This window comes from Paraburkholderia terricola, from assembly GCF_003330825.1.
Classification (GTDB): Bacteria; Pseudomonadota; Gammaproteobacteria; order Burkholderiales; family Burkholderiaceae; genus Paraburkholderia; species Paraburkholderia terricola.
The window spans coordinates 3,220,460-3,241,210 of record NZ_CP024941.1 but is presented as its reverse complement, the minus strand read 5'-3'; the positions used below and the strand labels follow the sequence as shown (position 1 = coordinate 3,241,210).

The window sequence follows — 20,751 nt, the reverse complement described above, 5'->3', positions numbered from 1 at the left end:
GACATCACGCGCTCAACACCGCGCGGTCGAAATACAGTTGCGCGATCGCGGTGAAGCGCACGCCGTTCACGCCCTTGCGCATCGCGATCAGTTGATCGTAGAAGAACGGAATGATCACGGGCGTTTCGTCGAGCAACAGCGTCTGAATCTGTCCGGCGATTTTCTTCTGCGAGCCGAGATCGATCGCCGCGACGAATTGCGCGACCAGTTGATCGTATTGCGGATTCTTGAAGTGCGCGGCGTTCCACGTGCCGTTGCTGGTGAGCGGCGCGTTCAGGAAGACGTTCGGCACGCCGCGATGGCCGTAGTCGGTAATGCCGAGCGGCGAGTCCAGCCAATCCGATTTGCCCGGCGTGCCCGCGCCGTAATACAGCGACTGGCTCTCGACCTTCAGATTGATGCGCACGCCGATCGCCTTCGCCGCGTTCTGCACGACAACCGCGAGATCGGGAATCTCCATGTATTTTTCGGTGGTGAGCGTGACGTCGAAGCCGTTCGGCACGCCCGCTTGCGCGAGCAGTTGCCTGGCCTTCGCGACGTCGATCCGGCGTTGCGCGACCCCCGCATCCGATGACGGAAACACCGGCGCGAACGGGCTGTCGTTGCCGAGTTGCGCGCGGCCCTTGAACAGGCCACGCACCAGCAGATCGCGATCGAGCGACAAGGCCAGCGCCTGGCGCACGCGTTTGTCCTTGAACAGCGGACTGTCGGTGCGCATATGAATCTGCCGATGCGCGCTCGACTTCACGCCCATGGTCTTGAAGTCCGGATTGTTCAGGATCGCCGCGCCGCCCTGCACGGTGAAGGTGCCCATCACGTCCGCCTGATGACCTTGCAAGGCGAGCAACTGCGCCTGCTGGTCGGCGTAGAACGAGAACTGCACGCGCTGCGGTAACGCTTTTTCGCCCCAGTAGTCGGGGTTGCGCACGAACGACGCGCCGACCTTCGGCTGATACTTTTCGAACTTGAACGGGCCCGTGCCGATGAAGCTCTTTTCATAACCGCCCGCGTAGCTCGCGGGCAGGATCACGGCGTTGTAATTGTCCGAGGATACGTAGTAGGGGAAGTTGCCGTTCGGCGCGTCCAGATGAAACGCGATCGTGTGGTCGTCGACTACCCTGGCGCCGCCTTTCGACAGCACGCCCTTGAGCACCGACAGCGCCGCCGATCCGCTGGCCGGGTCGGCGAGGCGGTCGAAGGTGGCGGCGACGTCTTTCGCGGTGAACGGCTGGCCGTCGTGGAATTTCACGTTCGGGCGCAGCTTGAAGGTCCACACGTCGCCCTTGTCGTTCGGTTTCCACGAGAGCGCGAGCGCCGGTCTCAGCACGCGCTTTTCGCCGTCGTCGTCGATCAGGAATTCGCCGGTCTGGTTCAGCAGCGCGAGGCTCGCGGCGTCCGTCACGGTGAGCGGATCGACGGCGCCCGCAGGCGTCAGGTGAGCGACGCGGATCGTCTGGTTGGAGGGGCCCGATGTGCCTTGGGCGCGCGCATGCGGCGCATTCAGTACACCGCCGCCCGCCAGCGACAAACCGATCACGCTTGCATAGCGCAGCAGTTCGCGGCGCGTGATACGGCCGGCGAGGCATTCGTCGATGGCGTGGTTGCCGTAGGTGTCGGCGGAGTGGCGGGCTAGGTCGAGATCGGGAAAGCGGTCCGCGGGAGTCTTCATCGAGGGAGTATCCAGTCCGTTCTGTTGCCGGTTCTGAAGCGCCGCGCCGAACACGCGCGACAGGGCGATGACGCAAAAGCGGCTTCAGTGTAAGCGATTGACCGCGGATTCGGAGCGCCCGGGGTGGCGCCGGGTTCCCGATTGACGGATAAAGGGGCGGGTGTGTATCGTCATCGCAACGTTCCGCGAAGCCATCGAGCAAGGCTTGCGAAGTTCCTGGCCGGCGAACGGCGATGGCGGCCGATGCGCTAACGGATGAACCGCCGACGTCACGACGACATCCTTACCGGTCACACGACGCGCGACGAGTTGGATTTACCGCGCCACCGCGTTCGGACGCCGCCAGCGGTGAAACAGCACGGAGCCGATCCAGCACGCCACGAAGGCCGCGACGATGCCGTAGCCGAGTACGCCGAAGCGCGCGTTCACGCTCGCCACCGCGTCCCATGCGCCGCCGTTCAAGCCGAGCTTGTCCGACAGCAGGCCGAGCGCTTCCACGCCGCCGATCGCGATCGCCACCACGGCCGAGACGAACGTGATGCTCGCGTTGTAGTAGAGCTTGCGTTTGGGGTCGTCGAGCGCCCAGCCGTAGGCATGGACCATCAGCACGTTGTCGGTGGAATCGACCAGCGTCATGCCCGCCGTGAAGAGCGCCGGGAACACGAGAATCGAATAGAGCGGCAGACCCTTGCCCGCTTCGGACGCGGCAATCGCGAGCAGCCCGATCTCCGTCGCGGTGTCGAAGCCGAGGCCGAACAGCACGCCGACGGGGTACATGTGCCAGCTTTTCGTGACGAGCCGGAACAGCGGGCGCAATGCGCGCGACAGCAAGCCGGCGGGGACGATCGTCTGGGTCGTTTGAGCGAGCGGTTCGCCGCCGGATTGGACGTGCCGATAGCGGCGCCATACGTCGCGCAGAATCACGAGGTTCACGCAAGCCAGCACGAGCAGAAACACCGACGACACGAGCGTGCCGATCGTCCCGCCCACCGCCTTGAAACTTTCCAGTTGTCCGTGCAGCGAATGCGCGGTCCACGCAATGCCGAGCGTCGCCACGATCACGATCGTCGAATGACCTAGCGAAAACGCGAGGCCGACGCCGAGCGGCCGCTTGCCTGCCTGCATCAGCTTGCGCGTGACGGCGTCGATCGCCGCGATGTGGTCCGCGTCCACCGCGTGGCGTAGGCCGAAGCCGTAGGCGAGCATCGCGGTGCCGAGCAGCAGCGGATAGTCGCGCAACGCGATCAGCGCCCATGCCCACGCGCCGAGGTTGGCGGCGATCAGCACGGCGTACAGCGTGAGGAGGCGAGGGCGCAGCGAAGCGGTCGGCGTCATGAGTCGCGTGAACAAGGCATGAAGAAGGATTAGTGATCGTGCGGATGCTTGTGAATCGGATCGACCCAGTAGACCGTTTCCGGCGCCTCGACGGCGTCGATGTTCAGATTCACCACTACCGCTTCGTTGTCGCTGCGCACCAGCACGCATTCGAGCGGCTCGTCGGTGCTGGCGTTGATTTCCTGATGCGGCACATAGGGCGGCACGAAGATGAAGTCGCCGGGACCGGCCTCGGCGGTGAACTCGAGATGCTCGCCCCAGCGCATGCGGGCCTGGCCGCGCAGCACGTAGATCACGCTTTCGAGCGCGCCGTGATGATGCGCGCCGGTCTTCGCGTTCGGATGGATCGTGACCATGCCGGCCCAGATTTTTTGCGCGCCGACTCGCGCCGCGTTGATCGCGGCCGCGCGATTCATGCCCGGCGTTTGCGCGGTGTTGCTGTCGAGCTGATCGCCTTTGATCACCTTCACGCCATGCTCGCGCCAGTCGACGGGCGGCGCGGGTTGTTCGTCGTTGTAGTGCGGATGTTCGTGGTCGTGGCTCATGGCGTGTCTCCTGATTGGCGAATGTCCTGTGGGGACGCGACGCCGTCCGGCATTCTTGCACGGTCAAAAACGTTGCGTGTGGCCGGGCGGTTCGAGCGGCGTCGTGGCATAAAAAAAGCCCGTCCACAGGGAACGGGCTTTCGTGCTTGCTTGCATGGCGATACGGCGTGGCGGTGCTTACTTGTGCTTCGCGTTGATCACGGCCTCGGCCACGTTGTTCGGCGTTTCAGCGTAGTGCTTGAACTCCATCGTGTACGTGGCGCGGCCTTGCGTGGCCGAGCGCAGCGAGGTCGAGTAGCCGAACATCTCCGCGAGCGGCACTTCCGCGCGCACCAGCTTGCCGCCGCCGCCGGCGATGTCTTCCATGCCTTGCACCATGCCGCGGCGGCTCGACAGATCGCCCATTACGTTGCCCATGAAGTCTTCGGGCGTTTCCACCTCGACGGCCATCATCGGTTCGAGCAGCACCGGCCTGGCCTTGCGCATCGCTTCCTTGAACGCCATCGAGCCGGCCATGCGGAACGCGTTTTCGTTCGAGTCCACGTCGTGGTACGAGCCGAAGGTCAGCGTGACCTTCACGTCGACCACCGGATAGCCCGCCAGCACGCCGGCCTTCAGCGTTTCCTGGATGCCCTTGTCGACCGCCGGAATGTATTCGCGCGGAATCACGCCGCCCTTGATCGCGTCGACGAATTCGTAGCCCTTGCCTTGCGGCGCCGGCTCCAGCGTGAGGACCGCATGGCCGTACTGCCCGCGGCCGCCCGACTGCTTGACGAACTTGCCCTCGACGTCCTCGACCTTGTTGCGCACCGTTTCGCGGTAAGCCACCTGCGGCTTGCCGACGGTGGCCTCGACGCCGAATTCGCGCTTCATCCGGTCGACCAGGATTTCCAGGTGCAGCTCGCCCATGCCGGAGATGATGGTCTGGCCGGATTCCTCGTCCGTCTGCACGCGGAACGACGGGTCTTCCTGCGCGAGACGGTTCAGCGCGATGCCCATCTTTTCCTGGTCGACCTTGGTCTTCGGCTCGACGGCCTGCGAAATCACCGGCTCGGGGAAGATCATGCGTTCGAGAATGATCACGTGCGCCGGGTCGCACAGCGTGTCGCCGGTGGTCGCTTCCTTCAGGCCGACCGCCGCGGCGATGTCGCCCGCATAGACTTCCTTGATTTCCTTGCGCTCGTTCGCGTGCATCTGCAGGATCCGGCCGAGGCGCTCCTTCTTTTCCTTGACCGCGTTGTAGACGGTGTCGCCCGAATTCACCACGCCCGAGTAGACGCGGAAGAAGATCAGTTGCCCGACGAACGGGTCGGTCATGATCTTGAACGCGAGCGCGGAGAACGGATCGTCGTCTTTCGGATGACGCTCGATTTCGTTGTCGTGCTCGTCGTGGCCGGAGATCGCGGGCACGTCGACCGGCGACGGCAGATAATCGATCACCGCGTCGAGCATCGCCTGCACGCCCTTGTTCTTGAACGCGCTGCCGCACAGCATCGGCACGATCTCGTTGGAGATGGTGCGCACGCGAATGCCGTGCTTGATTTCCTCTTCGCTCAGCGTACCGCCATGCAGGTACTTGTCGAGCAGCTCTTCGCTGGCTTCCGCCGCGGCCTCGACCATCTTGTCGTGCCATTCCTTCGCGGTGGCCGCGAGTTCCGGCGGGATGTCCCGATACTCGAATTTGATCCCCTGGTTCTCTTCGTCCCAGTAAATCGCCTTCATCTTCACGAGATCGACCACGCCCTGGAAATGATCTTCCGCACCGACCGGAATCTGGATCGGCACCGCGACGCCCTTCAGACGGTCGCCGATCTGCCGCTGCACGCGGAAAAAGTCCGCGCCGACGCGGTCCATCTTGTTGACGAACGCAATGCGCGGCACCTTGTACTTGTTTGCCTGGCGCCACACCGTTTCGGACTGCGGCTGCACGCCGCCGACCGAGTCGTACACCATGCAGGCGCCGTCGAGCACGCGCATCGAGCGTTCCACCTCGATCGTGAAGTCGACGTGACCCGGCGTGTCGATGATGTTGATGCGGTGCTCGGGGTAGTTGCCGGCCATGCCTTTCCAGAAAGCGGTGGTGGCCGCCGACGTGATGGTGATGCCGCGCTCCTGCTCCTGCTCCATCCAGTCCATCGTCGCCGCACCGTCGTGAACCTCGCCGATCTTGTGGGTCACGCCGGTGTAGAACAGGATGCGTTCAGTAGTGGTGGTTTTGCCGGCATCGATGTGAGCGCTGATGCCGATATTCCGGTAGCGCTCGATGGGAGTCTTGCGGGGCACGTGAACCTCCTTGGAATGGCGCGCCTGAAACGCTGGCCGGGCGGCAGCCTGTGCTGCCCGGAGAGCTTGAGTGCTGCTTTTGCTAAGAATACTAGGATAGCGCGTCGGCCCGTCTTTTGCAGGAATCTTGCCAGCCGGGTGGGAACGCCTGCTGGCGGGGCTTCGGCCCATTGGATAGCGGTGCGGCGCCGCCGGCGCACCTGGCCACGCCAATGAAAAAGCCGGCGCCTGGTGAAGGCGCCGGCTTTTCCGGAAAAGCGGCGGGCGAGGCGGTGGCGTTGGCCGCGGTGGCCGCCTGAAACTATTGCGCGGCCGGCAAGCCCTGGATTTTCATCCCCGGTTTGATGCCTTTCGACGTGAACCAGCCCTTGCTCATTTCCAATGCATACACGCCGTTGTTCTTCGGGCAGTGATTGTTGGTGGTCTCGGCCTGCATCTCGTCGATATCGGTGACCGTGCCGTCGGCGCGGATGAACGCGATCGACAGCGGGATCAGCGTGTTCTTCATCCAGAAGCAATGCACGGCGTTCTCGTTGAAGACGAACAGCATGCCTTCGTTCGGCGCGAGGCTCGTGCGGTACATCAGGCCTTGCTCGCGGTCCGCATCGTTGGCGGCGACGGCGGCGTCGATCACGAACATGCCCGCGGTCAGCTTCGCGCGCGGGAAGTCGCCGGGCTGCTTCGCGCCGGCCGGTATCGGCTGCGCGTGAGCGGGGGCGGCGGTGGCCGCAAGCGTTATCGCGGCGAGCGGCAATGCGACGGCAACGGCGAAACGCGCAACCAACGAGCGCATGAAAAATCGCACGGCATGACTCCTTGCTGGAAATTAACCCGCGAATGTTACGCGAGCGCGTCAAAAACAAAAAGGCAGAAAGCCTTGCGGCGATCTGCCTTTCAACGCCGTAAGAACGGCAATGAAGCTAGTTCTTGACTGCGTTTTTACAACAAACTTACTCCGAAGCGGCCGAAGCTGCAGCAGCAGCCGATGCTGCCTTCTTGTGCGACTTCTTGTGAGCGTGCTTCGTGGTCTTCTTTGCCGACGAAGCTGCTGCTGCCGGAGCTGCCGAAGCGGCTGCCGGAGCTGCCGGTGCCGAAGCTTGTGCGAATGCTGCCGTTGCGAAGAGGCCAGCGACCAGAGCGGCGATCAGTTTGTTCATTTTGAAATCCTCAGCTTTAGTTGATTAACCCAATGACCCGGTTATATGAGAGTCATGTCGGTAAACGTGCCATCCACCTTTCGGTTGACATGCGCATCGAACAAATTTTCCGACGCGTCTGCCTAGCGCTCAGACTCCCTGCGCTTCACCGCGAGAGCGGCTTGCACAAAGGCCCTTAGGGCTGAATGCCGGATAGCTTCGGGCGGCATCTGCGTCGAATAACGCGTGAGCTCGCGCACCGGTTGACGCGAATTTCGTGGAAAGTTTATTAGCGGATGTATCGATGCGAAGGCCTGCTGCCGCATGGCGGCGCATGCGATTGTTTCACGCGTTTTTCATCATGGTTTCACGCGTGCTTTTGGCTACCGATACAACGGCTTGGCTTTTACAGCGGCCTGGCTTTTCTTGCCGCCATCGAGCGCGGGCGTTGATGCACAACCGTGCGGGTTTGTCGCGCAGGGCGAGGCGTTCAGACGACGCCGTCCCACGGCGCCTTCGGCGGCAATTCGACGCTTTCCCCCGGTTGAAGCCTCAGCGAAAAAATGTCGAGCGCGCCGACGCCGACGCGCACGAGACGCAAGGTCGGAAAGCCGACCGCCGCGGTCATGCGTCGCACCTGGCGGTTCTTGCCTTCGGTGATCGAGAGTTCGAGCCACGTCGTCGGGATTGCCGCGCGAAAGCGGATCGGCGGCGTGCGCGTCCAGAGCGAGTCGCCCGGTTCCACGTACTCCGCGCGACAGGGCCGAGTGACGTAATCGCCGAGATCGACGCCGCGCGCCAGCTTCTTCAACGTGGCCGCGTCGACCGCGCCTTCAACTTGCGCCCAGTAACGCTTGACGAGCTTGTGACGCGGCTCCGCGATGCGCGCTTGAAGCGCGCCGTCGTCGGTGAGAAGCAGCAGTCCCTCGCTGTCGGAATCCAGCCGTCCCGCCGGATAGACGCCCGGCACCTTGACCCAGTCGGCCAGCGACGCGCGCGTTTCATGCGGCGAGAACTGACAGATGGTGCCGAACGGTTTGTTCAGAGCAAGAAGACGCATGGGGAATCGATGAAGGGCGAGTTGCGCGGGCCGCGGCGCAAGCCATCGTTCAGGCCTCGTGCGCCGCTGCTTCAGTTGCGAATGGCGGGATCATAATGCATAAGCGCTGACGGCAAGTTCGTGGTCTTATGTAAGAGATGAGCGCGGCGTCCTCGCCGGCCGGCCTTGCCGCCATGTTGGAAAACCCCGAGCCGTCGCGGCCTCGTTGCGGCACCCGCGTGGGCTAGAATAGCGGCCAGGCCGCTTGCGGGCGTCCGGCATTGCGCGTAGCGAGGAGCGCCCATTTTCGCAGTCTCCCATCAGCTTTCAGCACAGCCTTCACTGGAGTCCGATCATGCCGTATCAGCACATCAAGGTTCCGACCGGCGGTGACAAGATCACCGTCAACGCCGATTTCTCGCTCAACGTTTCCGACCAGCCGATCATTCCGTTTATCGAAGGCGACGGCACGGGCGTCGATATTACGCCGGTGATGCTCAAGGTCGTGGATGCCGCGGTGGAGAAAGCATACGCGGGCAAGAAGAAAATCCACTGGATGGAAATCTACGCCGGCGAGAAGTCGACCAAGGTGTACGGCCCGGACGTGTGGCTGCCCGAAGAGACCTTGCAGGTGCTCAAGGAATATGTGGTGTCGATCAAGGGCCCGCTCACCACGCCGGTGGGTGGCGGCATCCGTTCGCTGAACGTCGCGCTGCGCCAGGAACTGGACCTGTATGTGTGCTTGCGTCCGGTGCAGTATTTCAAGGGCGTGCCTTCGCCGGTGCGTGAGCCCGAGAAAACCAACATGGTGATCTTCCGCGAGAACTCGGAAGACATCTATGCCGGCATCGAATGGCCGGCTGAATCCGAACAGGCCAAAAAGGTCATCAAGTTCCTGCGCGAGGAAATGGGCGTGAAGAAGATCCGCTTCCCGGAAACCTCGGGGATCGGCATCAAGCCGGTGTCGCGCGAAGGCACGGAGCGTCTGGTGCGCAAGGCGATCCAGTATGCGCTGGACAACGATCGCCGCTCGGTCACGCTGGTGCACAAGGGCAACATCATGAAGTTCACGGAAGGCGCCTTCCGTGACTACGGTTATGCGCTGGCGCAAAAGGAATTCGCGGCGGAACTGATCGACGGCGGCCCGTGGATGAAAATCAAGAACCCCAGGACGGGTGGCGACGTGGTGGTGAAGGACGTGATCGCCGACGCGTTCCTGCAGCAGATCCTGCTGCGTCCGGCTGAATACGATGTGATCGCCACGCTGAACCTGAACGGCGATTACGTTTCGGACGCGCTCGCCGCGCAAGTCGGCGGTATCGGCATTGCACCGGGCGCGAACATGTCGGATTCGGTCGCGATGTTCGAAGCCACGCACGGCACCGCGCCGAAGTATGCGGGCAAGGATTACGTGAACCCCGGCTCGGAAATTCTCTCGGCGGAAATGATGTTGCGGCACCTCGGCTGGACGGAGGCGGCGGACCTGATCATCAAGTCGATGGAAAAATCGATCCTGCAAAAGCGGGTGACGTATGACTTCGCGCGCCTGATGGAAGGTGCGACCCAGGTGTCGTGTTCCGGGTTCGGACAGGTGCTGATCGAAAACATGTAAGCCGCTCGCCGGGCTGATCCGGCTTGCGTCGATTAACCCGGCGTCGCGAGGCGGCCGGGTTTTTTTATGCGCCGGTGCCGGGAAAGCGACCAGTCACCCGTTATTTGGGACGTCTCGTGCCGCCAGCACGACGGGCATCGCGGCGCCCAAAAAAAGAAACCCGGCACGAAGCCGGGTTTCAAAGGACGGGATCGAGCAGTTTCAGGCAGGTGCCTGGATGTTCGATGCCTGTTTGCCTTTCGGGCCTTGCACGACCTCGAAGGTCACCTTTTGACCTTCCTTGAGGGTTTTGAACCCATTCATCTGGATGGCCGAGAAGTGTGCAAACAGATCCTCACCACCCTCGTCAGGCGTGATGAATCCGAAACCTTTTGCGTCATTGAACCATTTGACCGTACCAGTTGCCATTCCAACTTCCCCTGTAACTCATGTCACTACCACGAGCCCTCGAAAAGCTCGACGACCGCGCGATGCAGCCGCTCCCTCCTCACAAGCTCACCATCGGCATTTTTTCGAAATTATGGCTCAGTGAAAAAAGTGCCAGCTTGATTGTTGGGGCTCTTTATTCGAGTGTCAAGAAAATTTTGAGACGCCGTTGCCGCGTTGCAAACACGGCACTTTCCAGGGTTTTTCCCGCTTCCGTTGTGTGCGCTGGCGCAAGCGGGCGGTCTTGAAAAGTCGCATAATCGACTCACCTGCTGTTCAGCGGTCGCCCGGCGCCAGCCGGCTTGGGCGAGTCCCAGCCGGTCACGGCAGGTTGTGCGATACTCGATCCGACTGCGGCGCAACACAGCCGCGACGCATCACTGGATAGGGGCCGGCTCCGCAATCGGCTCGTCGAATGACGCACGCGTGAAGGGCGATTTCCCATCATGCGGTAGCGAACGGGCTCACCGGCCGCACGTGGCCGGGTTTTGACAGGATTGCGGGCCTGTCCTAGTTGTTTAGAATGGGTGTATGGCGATTATCCCGGACAAGCAGGACAGCACCGTACTGGAGCGGCAGGAGAAAAAGCTCAAGCCGCCGTCCATGTACAAGGTGGTGCTGCTGAACGACGACTTCACGCCAATGGAATTTGTCGTGATGATCGTGCAGGAATATTTCAATAAAGATCGTGAAACCGCAACACAGGTTATGTTGAAGGTGCATCGCGAGGGCAGGGGAGTTTGTGGGGTCTATACGCGGGACATCGCGTCGACCAAAGTCGAGCAAGTCGTTACCCACGCACGGCAGGCCGGGCATCCGCTGCAGTGTGTGATGGAGGAAGCATGATTGCCCAGGAACTGGAAGTCAGCCTGCACATGGCGTTCATGGAAGCACGCCAGGCGCGGCACGAGTTCATAACGGTCGAACACCTTTTGCTGGCACTGTTGGACAATCCGACAGCGGCGGAGGTGTTGCGTGCATGCGCGGCCAATATCGAGGATCTGCGCCAGAACCTGCGCAACTTCATTCATGACAACACGCCTACCGTGCCCGGCACGGACGACGTGGACACGCAACCCACGCTGGGTTTCCAGCGTGTGATCCAGCGCGCGATCATGCATGTGCAATCCACCTCGAACGGCAAGAAGGAAGTGACCGGCGCGAACGTGCTGGTCGCGATCTTCGGCGAGAAGGATTCGCATGCGGTGTACTACCTGCAACAGCAGGGCGTGACGCGGCTGGACGTGGTGAATTTCATCTCGCACGGTATCGCCAAGACCAGCAGCACCGACGCCGCGAAAGCGAGCGACGCGAATGCCGAGTCCGACGACGCCGCCGCGCAGAAGGAAACGCCGCTCGCCCAGTTCACGCAGAACCTGAACCAGATGGCGAAAGACGGCCGCATCGATCCGCTGATCGGGCGCGAGTCGGAGGTCGAGCGCGTGGTGCAGGTGCTGTGCCGGCGCCGCAAGAACAATCCGCTGCTGGTCGGTGAGGCGGGCGTCGGCAAGACGGCGATCGCCGAGGGCCTTGCCTGGCGCATCACGCGCGGCGAAGTGCCGGACATTCTGGCGGACGCGCAGGTGTATTCGCTCGACATGGGCGCGTTGCTCGCCGGCACCAAGTATCGCGGCGACTTCGAACAGCGTCTCAAGACGGTTCTCAAGGAATTGAAGGAACGTCCGCACGCGATTCTGTTCATCGACGAAATTCACACGCTGATCGGCGCGGGCGCGGCTTCCGGCGGAACGCTGGACGCTTCGAATCTGCTGAAGCCGGCGCTCTCGTCGGGCACGCTCAAGTGCATCGGCGCGACGACCTTCACCGAGTATCGCGGCATTTTCGAAAAAGACGCGGCATTGTCGCGCCGGTTCCAGAAGGTCGACGTGACCGAGCCGACCGTCGAGCAGACGGTGGCGATCCTGCGCGGGCTGAAGTCGCGTTTCGAGGAGCATCACGGCGTGAAGTACTCGTCGGGTGCGTTGTCGGCGGCGGCTGAGTTGTCGGCGCGCTTCATCACGGATCGGCATCTGCCGGACAAGGCGATCGATGTGATCGACGAAGCGGGCGCAGCGCAACGCATCCTGCCGAAGTCGAAGCAGAAGAAGACCATCGGCAAGAACGAGATCGAGGAAATCATCTCGAAGATCGCTCGCGTCCCGCCGCAAAGCGTGTCGCAAGACGATCGCAGCAAACTGCAAACGCTCGACCGTGACCTGAAGAGCGTGGTGTTCGGGCAAGACCCGGCTATCGACGCGTTGTCGGCCGCGATCAAGATGGCGCGCGCGGGTCTCGGCAAGCTCGACAAGCCGATCGGCGCGTTCCTGTTCTCCGGTCCCACGGGCGTCGGCAAGACCGAAGTGGCGAAGCAGCTGGCGTTCACGCTGGGGATCGAACTGATCCGCTTCGATATGTCCGAATACATGGAACGTCATGCGGTCAGCCGGTTGATCGGCGCGCCGCCGGGCTATGTCGGATTCGACCAGGGCGGCTTGCTGACCGAAGCCGTCACGAAGAAACCGCATTGCGTATTGCTGCTCGACGAAATCGAGAAGGCGCACCCGGACATCTACAACGTGCTGCTGCAGGTGATGGACCACGGCACGCTGACGGACAACAACGGCCGCAAGGCGGATTTCCGCAACGTCATCATCATCATGACGACGAATGCGGGCGCCGAGGCAATGGGCAAGTCGGTGATCGGCTTCACGAATCGCCGGGAAACCGGCGACGAAATGGTCGACATCAAGCGCATGTTCACGCCGGAGTTCCGTAACCGTCTGGACGCGACGATCAGCTTCCGCTCGCTCGATGAGGAAATCATCATGCGCGTGGTCGACAAGTTCCTGATGCAACTGGAAGATCAGTTGCATGAGAAGAAGGTCGATGCGCTCTTCACCGACGCGTTGCGCAAGCATCTCGCCAAGCACGGTTTCGATCCGTTGATGGGCGCACGGCCAATGCAGCGTCTGATTCAGGACACGATTCGTCGCGCGCTCGCCGACGAGCTGCTGTTCGGCAAGCTGATGAACGGCGGCCGCGTTTCGGTGGACGTGGATGCGGAAGACAAGGTGCAGTTGACCTTCGACGAGCATCCGGCGCCGCGCAATCCGAATCCGGAAGCGGTCGAAGTCGAGTAACGTTCAGTCAGATTAGTAGTGACGCAAAAAACGGCGCGGGCTCAAACCCGCGCCGTTTTTCTTTCTGCCTCGGCGACCAAACTGCCTCGCCGCCGGATCAATGCTTGCCGGTGCTGCCGAACCCGCCCGCGCCGCGCTCGCTGGTTTCGAAATCGTCGACGATATTGAACTTCGCTTGCACGACCGGCACGATCACGAGTTGCGCGAGACGCTCCATCGGATTCAGCACGAACGTGGTTTCGCCGCGGTTCCAGGTCGAGATCATCAACTGCCCCTGGTAATCTGAATCGATCAGGCCGACCAGATTGCCCAGCACGATGCCGTGCTTATGGCCCAATCCCGAGCGCGGCAGAATCATTGCTGCATAACCCGGATCGCCGACGTGAATCGCGAGACCCGTCGGCACGAGTGCGGTTTCGCCGGGCTTCAGCGTCAGCGGTTCGTCGAGGCAGGCGCGCAGGTCGAGGCCCGCGCTGCCGGTGGTCGCGTAGGCCGGGAGTTGGTCGCGCATGCGCGCATCGAGAATCTTCAGGTCGAGTTTCATGCAGGTTCGGGGTTAAGAAGTGGGAGTCTCGCTTCCGGGTTGGAACGCGTCGGCGAGGAGTTCATAGGAGCGCAGCCGCGCGCGATAACTGCCCGCGACGGTGAGCACGATCAATTCGTCGGCCTGGAATTCGGCCTGCAAGTCGCGCATGCGCGCGGTCACTTTTTCCGGCGTGCCGATGATGCTGCGCGGTTTCTCGCGGTCGATCACCAGCCGCTCGCGCTCGCCATATTCCTGCGCCACGCCTTGTGCGATCGTCGGAATGGGTTCGTTCAGGCCATAGGCCATTTGCACGCGACGCAAGTCGACGGCTTTCTCCAGATCGGCGGCTTCCTGTTCGGTGTCCGCGCAGATCACGAACACGGCGGCGGCGAGGTACGGCTGCTGGGTTTCCTGACTGGCTTTGAATCGCTCGCGATACGCCTGCGCCACCTGGTGCCCGAAATGTGCATTGATGAAATGCGCGAACGCAAAGCGGATGCCGAGTTGCGCCGCCAGCAGTCCGCCGAATTCGCTTGAGCCGAGCATCCACAATTGCGGACGCGTATCGACTTGCGGTTGCAGCAGCGCTCCGTGCGCAAGGTGATCGTCGGGCAAGGTGCCATGCATCAGCCCCAGCAGGTCGGCCACCTGCTGCGGAAAAATATCGCCGCGATTATAGGCGCCCGCTGCGACCGCTTGCGCCGTGCGCATATCGCCGCCCGGCGCGCGTCCCACGCCGAGATCGATCCGGTTCGGAAACAGCGCCTCGAGCATCATGAATTGCTCGGCGACCTTGAACGGGCTGTAGTACGGCAGCATGACGCCGCCCGAACCCAGACGAATGCGTTTCGTGACGCTGCCGAGGTGCGCCAGCATCACTTCGGGGCAAGGGTTCGACACGCCGCGCAAGCCGTGATGTTCGGCGCACCAGTAGCGTGTGTAGCCGAGATCGTCGGCGAGCTGCGCCAGTTCGACGGTGGCGGCGATCGCGTCCGCCACCGTGTGCCCGTCGATCACGGGCGTTTGATCCAGCACGGAAAGTCGCGTCATGGCAGTACGGCTCCAGGTGATTCGTTTTCGCTTGAACCCGGCGCTTCAGCGGGCGTCGCCGTGAGTGGCGTTCAGCGAATCAGACTCGTGTCGGGCAGACGCCTGGCAATCTCGGCGATCAACGCGCGCGCGAGCGTCTGCTTGTCGGCGCGCGGCAGCTTCGTGGCGGCGCCTGCTTCGAACAGGATCACTTCGTTATCGTCGAGGCCGAAGGTCTGAGGGCCAAGATTGCCGATCAGAAGCGGCACGTTTTTGCGGACGCGTTTTTCTTCGCCGTGTGTTTCCAGGTCGCCGCTTTCCGCGGCGAAACCGACCGCGAACGGCGGATGCGGGAGCTTCGCGACGGAGGCCAGGATGTCCGGGTTTTCGACGAACGCGAACGTCGGCATGGCGCGATCGGCGGCCTTCTTGATCTTGTGCTCGCTGGCGTGATCGACGCGCCAGTCGGCCACCGCCGCCACGCCGATGAAGATGTCGGCGTCGGCGACCGCGCGCATGACCGCGGCGTGCATCTGCTGGGCGGTTTGCACGTTCTCGCGGACCACACCCCACGGCGTTTCCAGCGCGACCGGGCCGGCCACCAGATGCACATCGGCGCCGGCCTGCTGCGCGGCGCGCGCCAAGGCGAAGCCCATCTTGCCGCTCGATCGATTGGTGATGCCGCGCACCGGGTCGAGCGGCTCGAACGTCGGACCTGCGGTCAGCAGGACACGCCGGCCGGAGAGAATCTTCGGTGCGAAGAACGAGGCGATTGCTTCATAGGTGGCGGACGCTTCCAGCATGCGCCCGTCGCCGATTTCGCCGCACGCTTGCGGACCCGAATCCGGGCCGAGCACTTCAACGCCGTCCGCGCGCAGTTGCGCGACGTTGCGCTGCGTGGCCGGGTTCTGCCACATCTGCCGATTCATTGCCGGCACGACCAGCAGCGGACAATCGCGCGCGACGCACAGCGTCGACAGCAGATCGTCGGCCATGCCGTGCGCGAGTTTCGCGAGGAAGTCGGTGGAGGCGGGCGCGATCACGATCGCGTCCGCTTCACGCGACAGATCGATGTGCGCCATATTGTTCGGCACGCGCCCGTCCCACTGGCTGGTGTAGACGGGGCGGCCGGACAGCGCCTGCATGGTGACGGCGGTGATGAACTGCGTGGCCGCTTCGGTCATGACGACCTGCACGGTCGCGCCGGCCTTGGTGAGCAAGCGTGTGAGTTCGGCGATCTTGTAGCAGGCGATCCCGCCTGTCATGCCGAGGACGAGGTGTTTGCCTGCGAGTTCTGCGGTTGCCAACGAAAGCCTCCGACAAAGCATGGTGGCGGACGAGCGGTGCTTGCAGCGCACCGCCGCGATTCGCCCGAGTCAGACCAGACGCGCGGACGGAGCGTGCTGCGAGGACGCCCGTTCGCGGACCGACGCGGCGTTACCGCGAACCGCGCACCCGGCGCAACTCGTCGATCACGAGCAGCGCCGCGCCGATCGTGATCGCGCTGTCGGCGAGGTTGAACGCCGGCCAGTGCCAGGTGCGCACATGGAAATCGAGGAAGTCGATCACATGGCCGTACGCAATCCGGTCGATCACGTTGCCGAGCGCGCCGCCGAGAATCAGCGAGAGCGCCGTGCAGAACAGCTTCTGCGCGCCGTGGCGCTTGAGCAGATAGCAGATCACGAGCGCCGCGACCACGCCGAGCGCGGTGAACGCCCAGCGCTGCCAGCCGCCCGCCATCGCGAGGAAGCTGAAGGCGGCGCCGCGGTTGTACACGAGGATCAGGTTGAAAAACGACGTGACCTCGTGCGCGACGCCGTAGGCGAACACCTTCTGGACCGCGATTTTCGTCAGCTGATCGAACAGGATCACGATCAGCGCGACGCCGAGCCACGGTGCGAGCGAACCGCTTGCGGACGACGATTTCGACAGGCTTCGTGCCATTATGCCGCGCTCCTCGTTTCACCGTTGCCGAACAGATTGCTGAAGCAGCGCCCGCACAGCGTGGGGTGCTCGGCGTTCGCGCCGACTTCCGCGCGGTAATGCCAGCAGCGTTCGCACTTCAGGTATGCCGAGGCGATCACGTCGACGCTTTCCTCGGCCTCGCTGTCAACCTTGACTACGTTCGCCGCCGACGTGATCAGCACGAACTTCAGGTCGTCTCCGAGGCTTGCGAGCGCATCGTAACGCGCGCCGCTCGCGCGGATTTCCACTTCCGCCTGCAGCGACGAACCGATCAGGTTCGCCACGCGCGCTTCCTCGAGCGCCTTCGTGACGTCGCCGCGCGCGGCGCGCAGCAGCGTCCATTTGTCGAGCAGCGCGCCGGCGTCCGGCACGGGCGGGAACGCGTGGTAGGTTTCCGTGAAGATCGTTTCGCTGTTCGGCGAGAAGATCTTCCATGCCTCCTCGGCGGTGAACGACAGGAACGGCGCCATCAGACGCAGCAGACCGTGCGCGATGTGATACAGCGCGGTCTGCGCCGAGCGGCGCGCGACGGAATCCGCCGCCGTGGTGTACAGGCGGTCTTTCAGCACGTCCAGATAGAAGCCGCCGAGGTCTTCCGAGCAGAACGTCTGCAGCTTGGCGACCACCGGGTGAAACTCGTACTTGTCGTAGTGCGAGAGGATGTCGTTCTGCAGATTCGCCGCCAGCGCCACCGCATAGCGATCGATCTCGAGCCAGTCTTCGAGCGGACGCGCGTGTTGCGCGAAGTCGAAGTCCGACAGGTTCGCGAGCAGGAAGCGCAGCGTGTTGCGGATGCGGCGATAGCTTTCCGTCACGCGCTTCAGGATTTCCTCGGAGATGGCCAGTTCGCCCGAATAATCGGTCGACGCAATCCACAGCCGGATGATTTCCGCGCCGAGCCGGTTCGCCACATCATGCGGGTCGATGCCGTTGCCGAGCGACTTGCTCATCTTGCGGCCTTCGCCGTCGACGGTGAAACCGTGCGTGAGCAGCGCGTTGTACGGCGGGCGTCCGTCGAGCATCGAGGCGGTGAGCAGCGATGAATGGAACCAGCCGCGGTGCTGGTCCGAGCCTTCCAGATACAGATCGGCGGGGAATTGCAGTTCGTCCTTGTGCGAGCCGCGCAGCACGTGCCAGTGCGTGGTGCCCGAATCGAACCAGACGTCGAGCGTGTCGCGGTTCTTTTCGTACATGTTGGCGTCGTCGCCGAGCAGTTCGCGCGGATCGAGCGTTTGCCACGCTTCGATGCCGGCTTTCTCGACGCGTTGCGCGACTTCTTCGAGCAACTCCAGCGTGCGTGGATGCAGTGCGCCGGTTTCCTTGTGCACGAAGAACGCCATCGGCACGCCCCATTGACGTTGACGCGACAGCGTCCAGTCCGGGCGATTCGCGATCATGCTGAACAGACGCTGCTTGCCCCACGACGGGTAGAACGCGGTGTTCTCGATGCCTTCGAGCGCGGTTTCGCGCAGCGTCTTGTCGGTGTCGTTCGGCTTGACCTCCATGCCGGCGAACCACTGCGACGTCGCGCGGTAGATGATCGGCGTCTTGTGGCGCCAGCAGTGCATGTAGCTGTGCGTGTATTTCTCGGTGCGCAGCAGCGAGCCGGCCGCCTGCAGCGCTTCGACGATCTGCGGATTGGCCGCCCAGATCGACAGGCCGCCGAACAGCGCGAGCGATTCGATGTAACGGCCGTCGCCCATTACCGGATTGATGATGTCCGAATCGGCCATGCCGTGGGCCTTGCACGACACGAAGTCTTCCACGCCGTAGGCCGGCGACGAGTGCACGATGCCCGTGCCCGTTTCGGTCGTCACATACTCGCCGAGATAGACCGGCGCCGTGCGCTTGTAGCCGGGATGCGCGGCCGCGAGCGGATGATTGAAGCGCAGGTTCGCGAGCTTCGCACCGGGCGCGGTGGCGACGATCGAGCCTTGCAAGCCGTATAGCTGCAGGCAGGCTTCGACGCGCTCCGCGGCCAGGATCAGCAGGCCGCGCGGCGTATCGACCAGCGCGTAGACGATTTCCGGATGCAGATTCAACGCCTGGTTGGCGGGGATGGTCCACGGCGTGGTGGTCCAGATCACGATGCCGCCTTCGTTGCGCGGCAGCGCGTTCAAACCGAAGGCTTGCGCGGTCTTTTCCGGCTCGGCGAAGCTGAACAGCACGTCGATGGTGGGGTCGGTCTTGTCCTTGTACTCGACTTCCGCTTCGGCCAACGCCGAGCCGCAATCGAAGCACCAGTTCACCGGCTTCAGGCCGCGGAACACATAACCCTTTTCGATGATCTTCGCGAGCGCGCGGATTTCGCCGGCTTCGTTCGCGAAGTTCATGGTCTTGTACGGATTGTCCCAGTCGCCGAGCACGCCGAGACGCCGGAAGCCGGCCTTCTGCTTTTCGATCTGTTCGGTCGCGTAGGTGCGGGCCTTCTGCATCACCTCGGCGGCCGGCAGCGATTTGCCGAACTGCTTTTCGATCTGGATTTCGATCGGCATGCCGTGGCAATCCCAACCCGGCACGTAGACCGCGTCGAAGCCCGCCATGTTGCGCGCCTTGACGATCATGTCCTTGAGGATCTTGTTCACCGCGTGGCCGAGGTGGATGTCGCCGTTCGCATACGGCGGGCCGTCGTGCAGGATGAATTTCTTGCGGCCTTTGGAGGCGGCGCGGATCTTCTCGTAGACCTTGCGTTCCTGCCACTCCTTGACCCATTGCGGCTCGCGCTTGGGCAAATCGCCACGCATCGGGAACGGCGTGTCGAGCAGGTTGACCGGATAGCGTGACTGCGGTTTCGAATCGGCTTTCTTGTTGCTCATGATGAGGTCGCGGTGAATTCTTTCTATGCGCAGCGTGCGCGGTTTGCGCTCGATGCGCGAGGGCGTTGGGCGCGCCCGGCAGGCATGTGCCGTGATCCACGGACGCCCTTCGATGCGCGCGGCGAGGGTACGCGCGGCGCCGGCGGCGCGCGCGCGTACCGCGGCGGTTATCTAATTCGGTCGGTGGCCGAGGTGGCGAAACCGGTGGAACGGCTGCCCGGCGTGCCGGCGCCGACGGCTGCGAACCACGCGCGCGCGTTGGCGACGTCGCGCGCGATTGCGGCGGTCAGCGTTTCGAGGTCGACGTACTTCTCCTCGTCGCGCAGCTTCTTCAGGAATTCGACGCGCACGAGTTTGCCATACGCGTCGCCGTGCCAATCGAGCAGGTGCACTTCGAGCAGCTCGCGCCCGGAATCGGAGACGGTGGGACGCAGGCCGAGACTCGCGACACCCGGCAGCGGTTCGTCCGTCACGCCATGCACGCGCACGATGAAAATGCCGGCGAGCGCCGGACGCTTATGCGCAATCGGCAGGTTGAGCGTGGGGAAGCCGAGATCGCGGCCGAGCTTCATGCCGTGCACGACGTGGCCGCTGATCAGATAATCGCGGCCTAGCGCGGCGCGCGCCGAATCGAGGTCGCCCGCCACCAGCGCGGCGCGCACGCCCGAGCTGGAAATGCGCGCGCCGGACGGATCGGCCACCGTCGCCATTTGCTCGACCTCGAAACCGTACTGCTGCCCCGCGGCCCTGAGCGACTCGAAGTCGCCGGCGCGCTTTGCGCCGTAGCGGAAGTCGTCGCCGATCATCACCCAGCGCGCGTGCAGCCCGTTGACGATGATCCGTTCCACGAACGCATCCGGCGACTGGCTCGCGAACGTGTGATTGAAATGCTCGACCACCACGCGATCGACGCCGTTGGTGCGCAGCGCCTCGAGCTTGTCGCGCAGCATGGCGATGCGCGGCGGCGCGCCGGCCGGGTTGAAGAACTCGCGCGGGTGAGGCTCGAAGGTCATCACGCAGACAGGCAGGCCGCGCGCGTCTGCCGCGGCCCGCACGTGGGCGAGCAAAGCCTGATGGCCGCGGTGGACACCGTCGAAGTTGCCGATGGTCAGTGCGCAAGGCGCACGGCTTTCAGCATTGGGAAGACCGCGGAAGACTCTCACGATAGCGGGTTGGGGATAGGCGGCCGGGGTGCCGCAAAACAAACGATTATAAACGTTCGGCGCTTGA

The 20,751-nt window shown here is 63.3% G+C and carries 17 protein-coding genes; 3 read left to right on the top strand and 14 right to left on the bottom strand.

The genetic code is table 11. The features are described from left to right. Positions 1–4: 4 nt before the first annotated feature. The 7 genes from CUJ90_RS14465 to CUJ90_RS14435 form a co-directional block, all read right to left on the bottom strand. Positions 5–1,669: an ABC transporter substrate-binding protein gene (locus CUJ90_RS14465; RefSeq protein ID WP_114163575.1), complete on the bottom strand. Its 1,665-nt coding sequence runs from the start codon at positions 1,667–1,669 to the stop codon at positions 5–7. Between the two features lie 315 nt (positions 1,670–1,984). Then, complete coding sequence (locus CUJ90_RS14460) at positions 1,985–3,004, bottom strand: HoxN/HupN/NixA family nickel/cobalt transporter (protein ID WP_114163104.1); 1,020 nt, start codon at positions 3,002–3,004, stop codon at positions 1,985–1,987. Between the two features lie 29 nt (positions 3,005–3,033). Beyond that, entirely contained in the window at positions 3,034–3,549 is a 516-nt protein-coding gene (locus tag CUJ90_RS14455) for a cupin domain-containing protein (RefSeq protein ID WP_073427021.1), read from the bottom strand. Between the two features lie 177 nt (positions 3,550–3,726). Beyond that, positions 3,727–5,832: an elongation factor G gene (fusA, locus tag CUJ90_RS14450; RefSeq protein ID WP_073427022.1), complete on the bottom strand. Its 2,106-nt coding sequence runs from the start codon at positions 5,830–5,832 to the stop codon at positions 3,727–3,729. A 301-nt stretch (positions 5,833–6,133) separates the two neighbouring features. Then, positions 6,134–6,637 (bottom strand): DUF192 domain-containing protein, encoded by a 504-nt coding sequence (locus CUJ90_RS14445; protein WP_073427023.1) that lies wholly within the window; start codon positions 6,635–6,637, stop codon positions 6,134–6,136. Positions 6,638–6,782: 145 nt separating this feature from the next. Beyond that, positions 6,783–6,989 (bottom strand): hypothetical protein, encoded by a 207-nt coding sequence (locus tag CUJ90_RS14440; RefSeq protein WP_073427024.1) that lies wholly within the window; start codon positions 6,987–6,989, stop codon positions 6,783–6,785. A 469-nt stretch (positions 6,990–7,458) separates the two neighbouring features. Then, positions 7,459–8,028 carry a pseudouridine synthase gene (locus tag CUJ90_RS14435; RefSeq protein ID WP_114163103.1) on the bottom strand — a complete coding sequence of 190 codons (570 nt, stop codon included), beginning with the start codon at positions 8,026–8,028 and terminating at the stop codon, positions 7,459–7,461. Between the two features lie 334 nt (positions 8,029–8,362). Between CUJ90_RS14435 and icd the strand changes: the two genes are divergently transcribed. Further along, positions 8,363–9,619 carry an NADP-dependent isocitrate dehydrogenase gene (gene icd, locus CUJ90_RS14430; RefSeq protein WP_073427026.1) on the top strand — a complete coding sequence of 419 codons (1,257 nt, stop codon included), beginning with the start codon at positions 8,363–8,365 and terminating at the stop codon, positions 9,617–9,619. Between the two features lie 201 nt (positions 9,620–9,820). Here icd and CUJ90_RS14425 read toward each other — a convergent pair whose 3' ends face one another. After that, positions 9,821–10,027, bottom strand: coding sequence for a cold-shock protein (locus CUJ90_RS14425; protein ID WP_007180614.1), 207 nt, complete (start codon positions 10,025–10,027; stop codon positions 9,821–9,823). Between the two features lie 549 nt (positions 10,028–10,576). On the opposite strand from CUJ90_RS14425, the gene clpS reads away from it, so the two are divergent. Continuing rightward, on the top strand, positions 10,577–10,891 hold the full coding sequence (clpS, locus tag CUJ90_RS14420; RefSeq protein ID WP_028197902.1) for an ATP-dependent Clp protease adapter ClpS: 315 nt from the start codon (positions 10,577–10,579) through the stop codon (positions 10,889–10,891). After that, the gene (gene clpA, locus CUJ90_RS14415; protein ID WP_073427027.1) at positions 10,888–13,185 is read left to right on the top strand and encodes an ATP-dependent Clp protease ATP-binding subunit ClpA; all 2,298 of its coding nucleotides are present in this window, start codon (positions 10,888–10,890) and stop codon (positions 13,183–13,185) included. Before clpS ends, clpA begins: the two co-directional genes overlap by 4 nt. 97 nt (positions 13,186–13,282) lie before the next feature. Here the strand turns inward: clpA and dut are convergent, their stop codons facing one another. From dut to CUJ90_RS14385, 6 genes are all read right to left on the bottom strand, one after another. Beyond that, positions 13,283–13,729, bottom strand: coding sequence for a dUTP diphosphatase (dut, locus tag CUJ90_RS14410; RefSeq protein ID WP_073427028.1), 447 nt, complete (start codon positions 13,727–13,729; stop codon positions 13,283–13,285). 12 nt (positions 13,730–13,741) lie between these two features. Then, on the bottom strand, positions 13,742–14,761 hold the full coding sequence (locus CUJ90_RS14405) for an LLM class flavin-dependent oxidoreductase (RefSeq protein ID WP_114163102.1): 1,020 nt from the start codon (positions 14,759–14,761) through the stop codon (positions 13,742–13,744). 71 nt (positions 14,762–14,832) lie between these two features. Next, positions 14,833–16,047, bottom strand: a complete 1,215-nt coding sequence (gene coaBC, locus CUJ90_RS14400; RefSeq protein ID WP_114163101.1) for a bifunctional phosphopantothenoylcysteine decarboxylase/phosphopantothenate--cysteine ligase CoaBC — start codon at positions 16,045–16,047, stop codon at positions 14,833–14,835. 130 nt (positions 16,048–16,177) lie between these two features. Next, the gene (gene lspA, locus CUJ90_RS14395; protein ID WP_073427030.1) at positions 16,178–16,684 is read right to left on the bottom strand and encodes a signal peptidase II; all 507 of its coding nucleotides are present in this window, start codon (positions 16,682–16,684) and stop codon (positions 16,178–16,180) included. Next, the gene (ileS, locus tag CUJ90_RS14390; protein ID WP_114163100.1) at positions 16,684–19,521 is read right to left on the bottom strand and encodes an isoleucine--tRNA ligase; all 2,838 of its coding nucleotides are present in this window, start codon (positions 19,519–19,521) and stop codon (positions 16,684–16,686) included. Before ileS ends, lspA begins: the two co-directional genes overlap by 1 nt. A gap of 167 nt (positions 19,522–19,688) precedes the next feature. Next, a complete protein-coding gene (locus CUJ90_RS14385; RefSeq protein ID WP_114163099.1) occupies positions 19,689–20,684 on the bottom strand; it encodes a bifunctional riboflavin kinase/FAD synthetase in 996 nt (331 codons plus the stop codon). Positions 20,685–20,751: the final 67 nt, after the last annotated feature.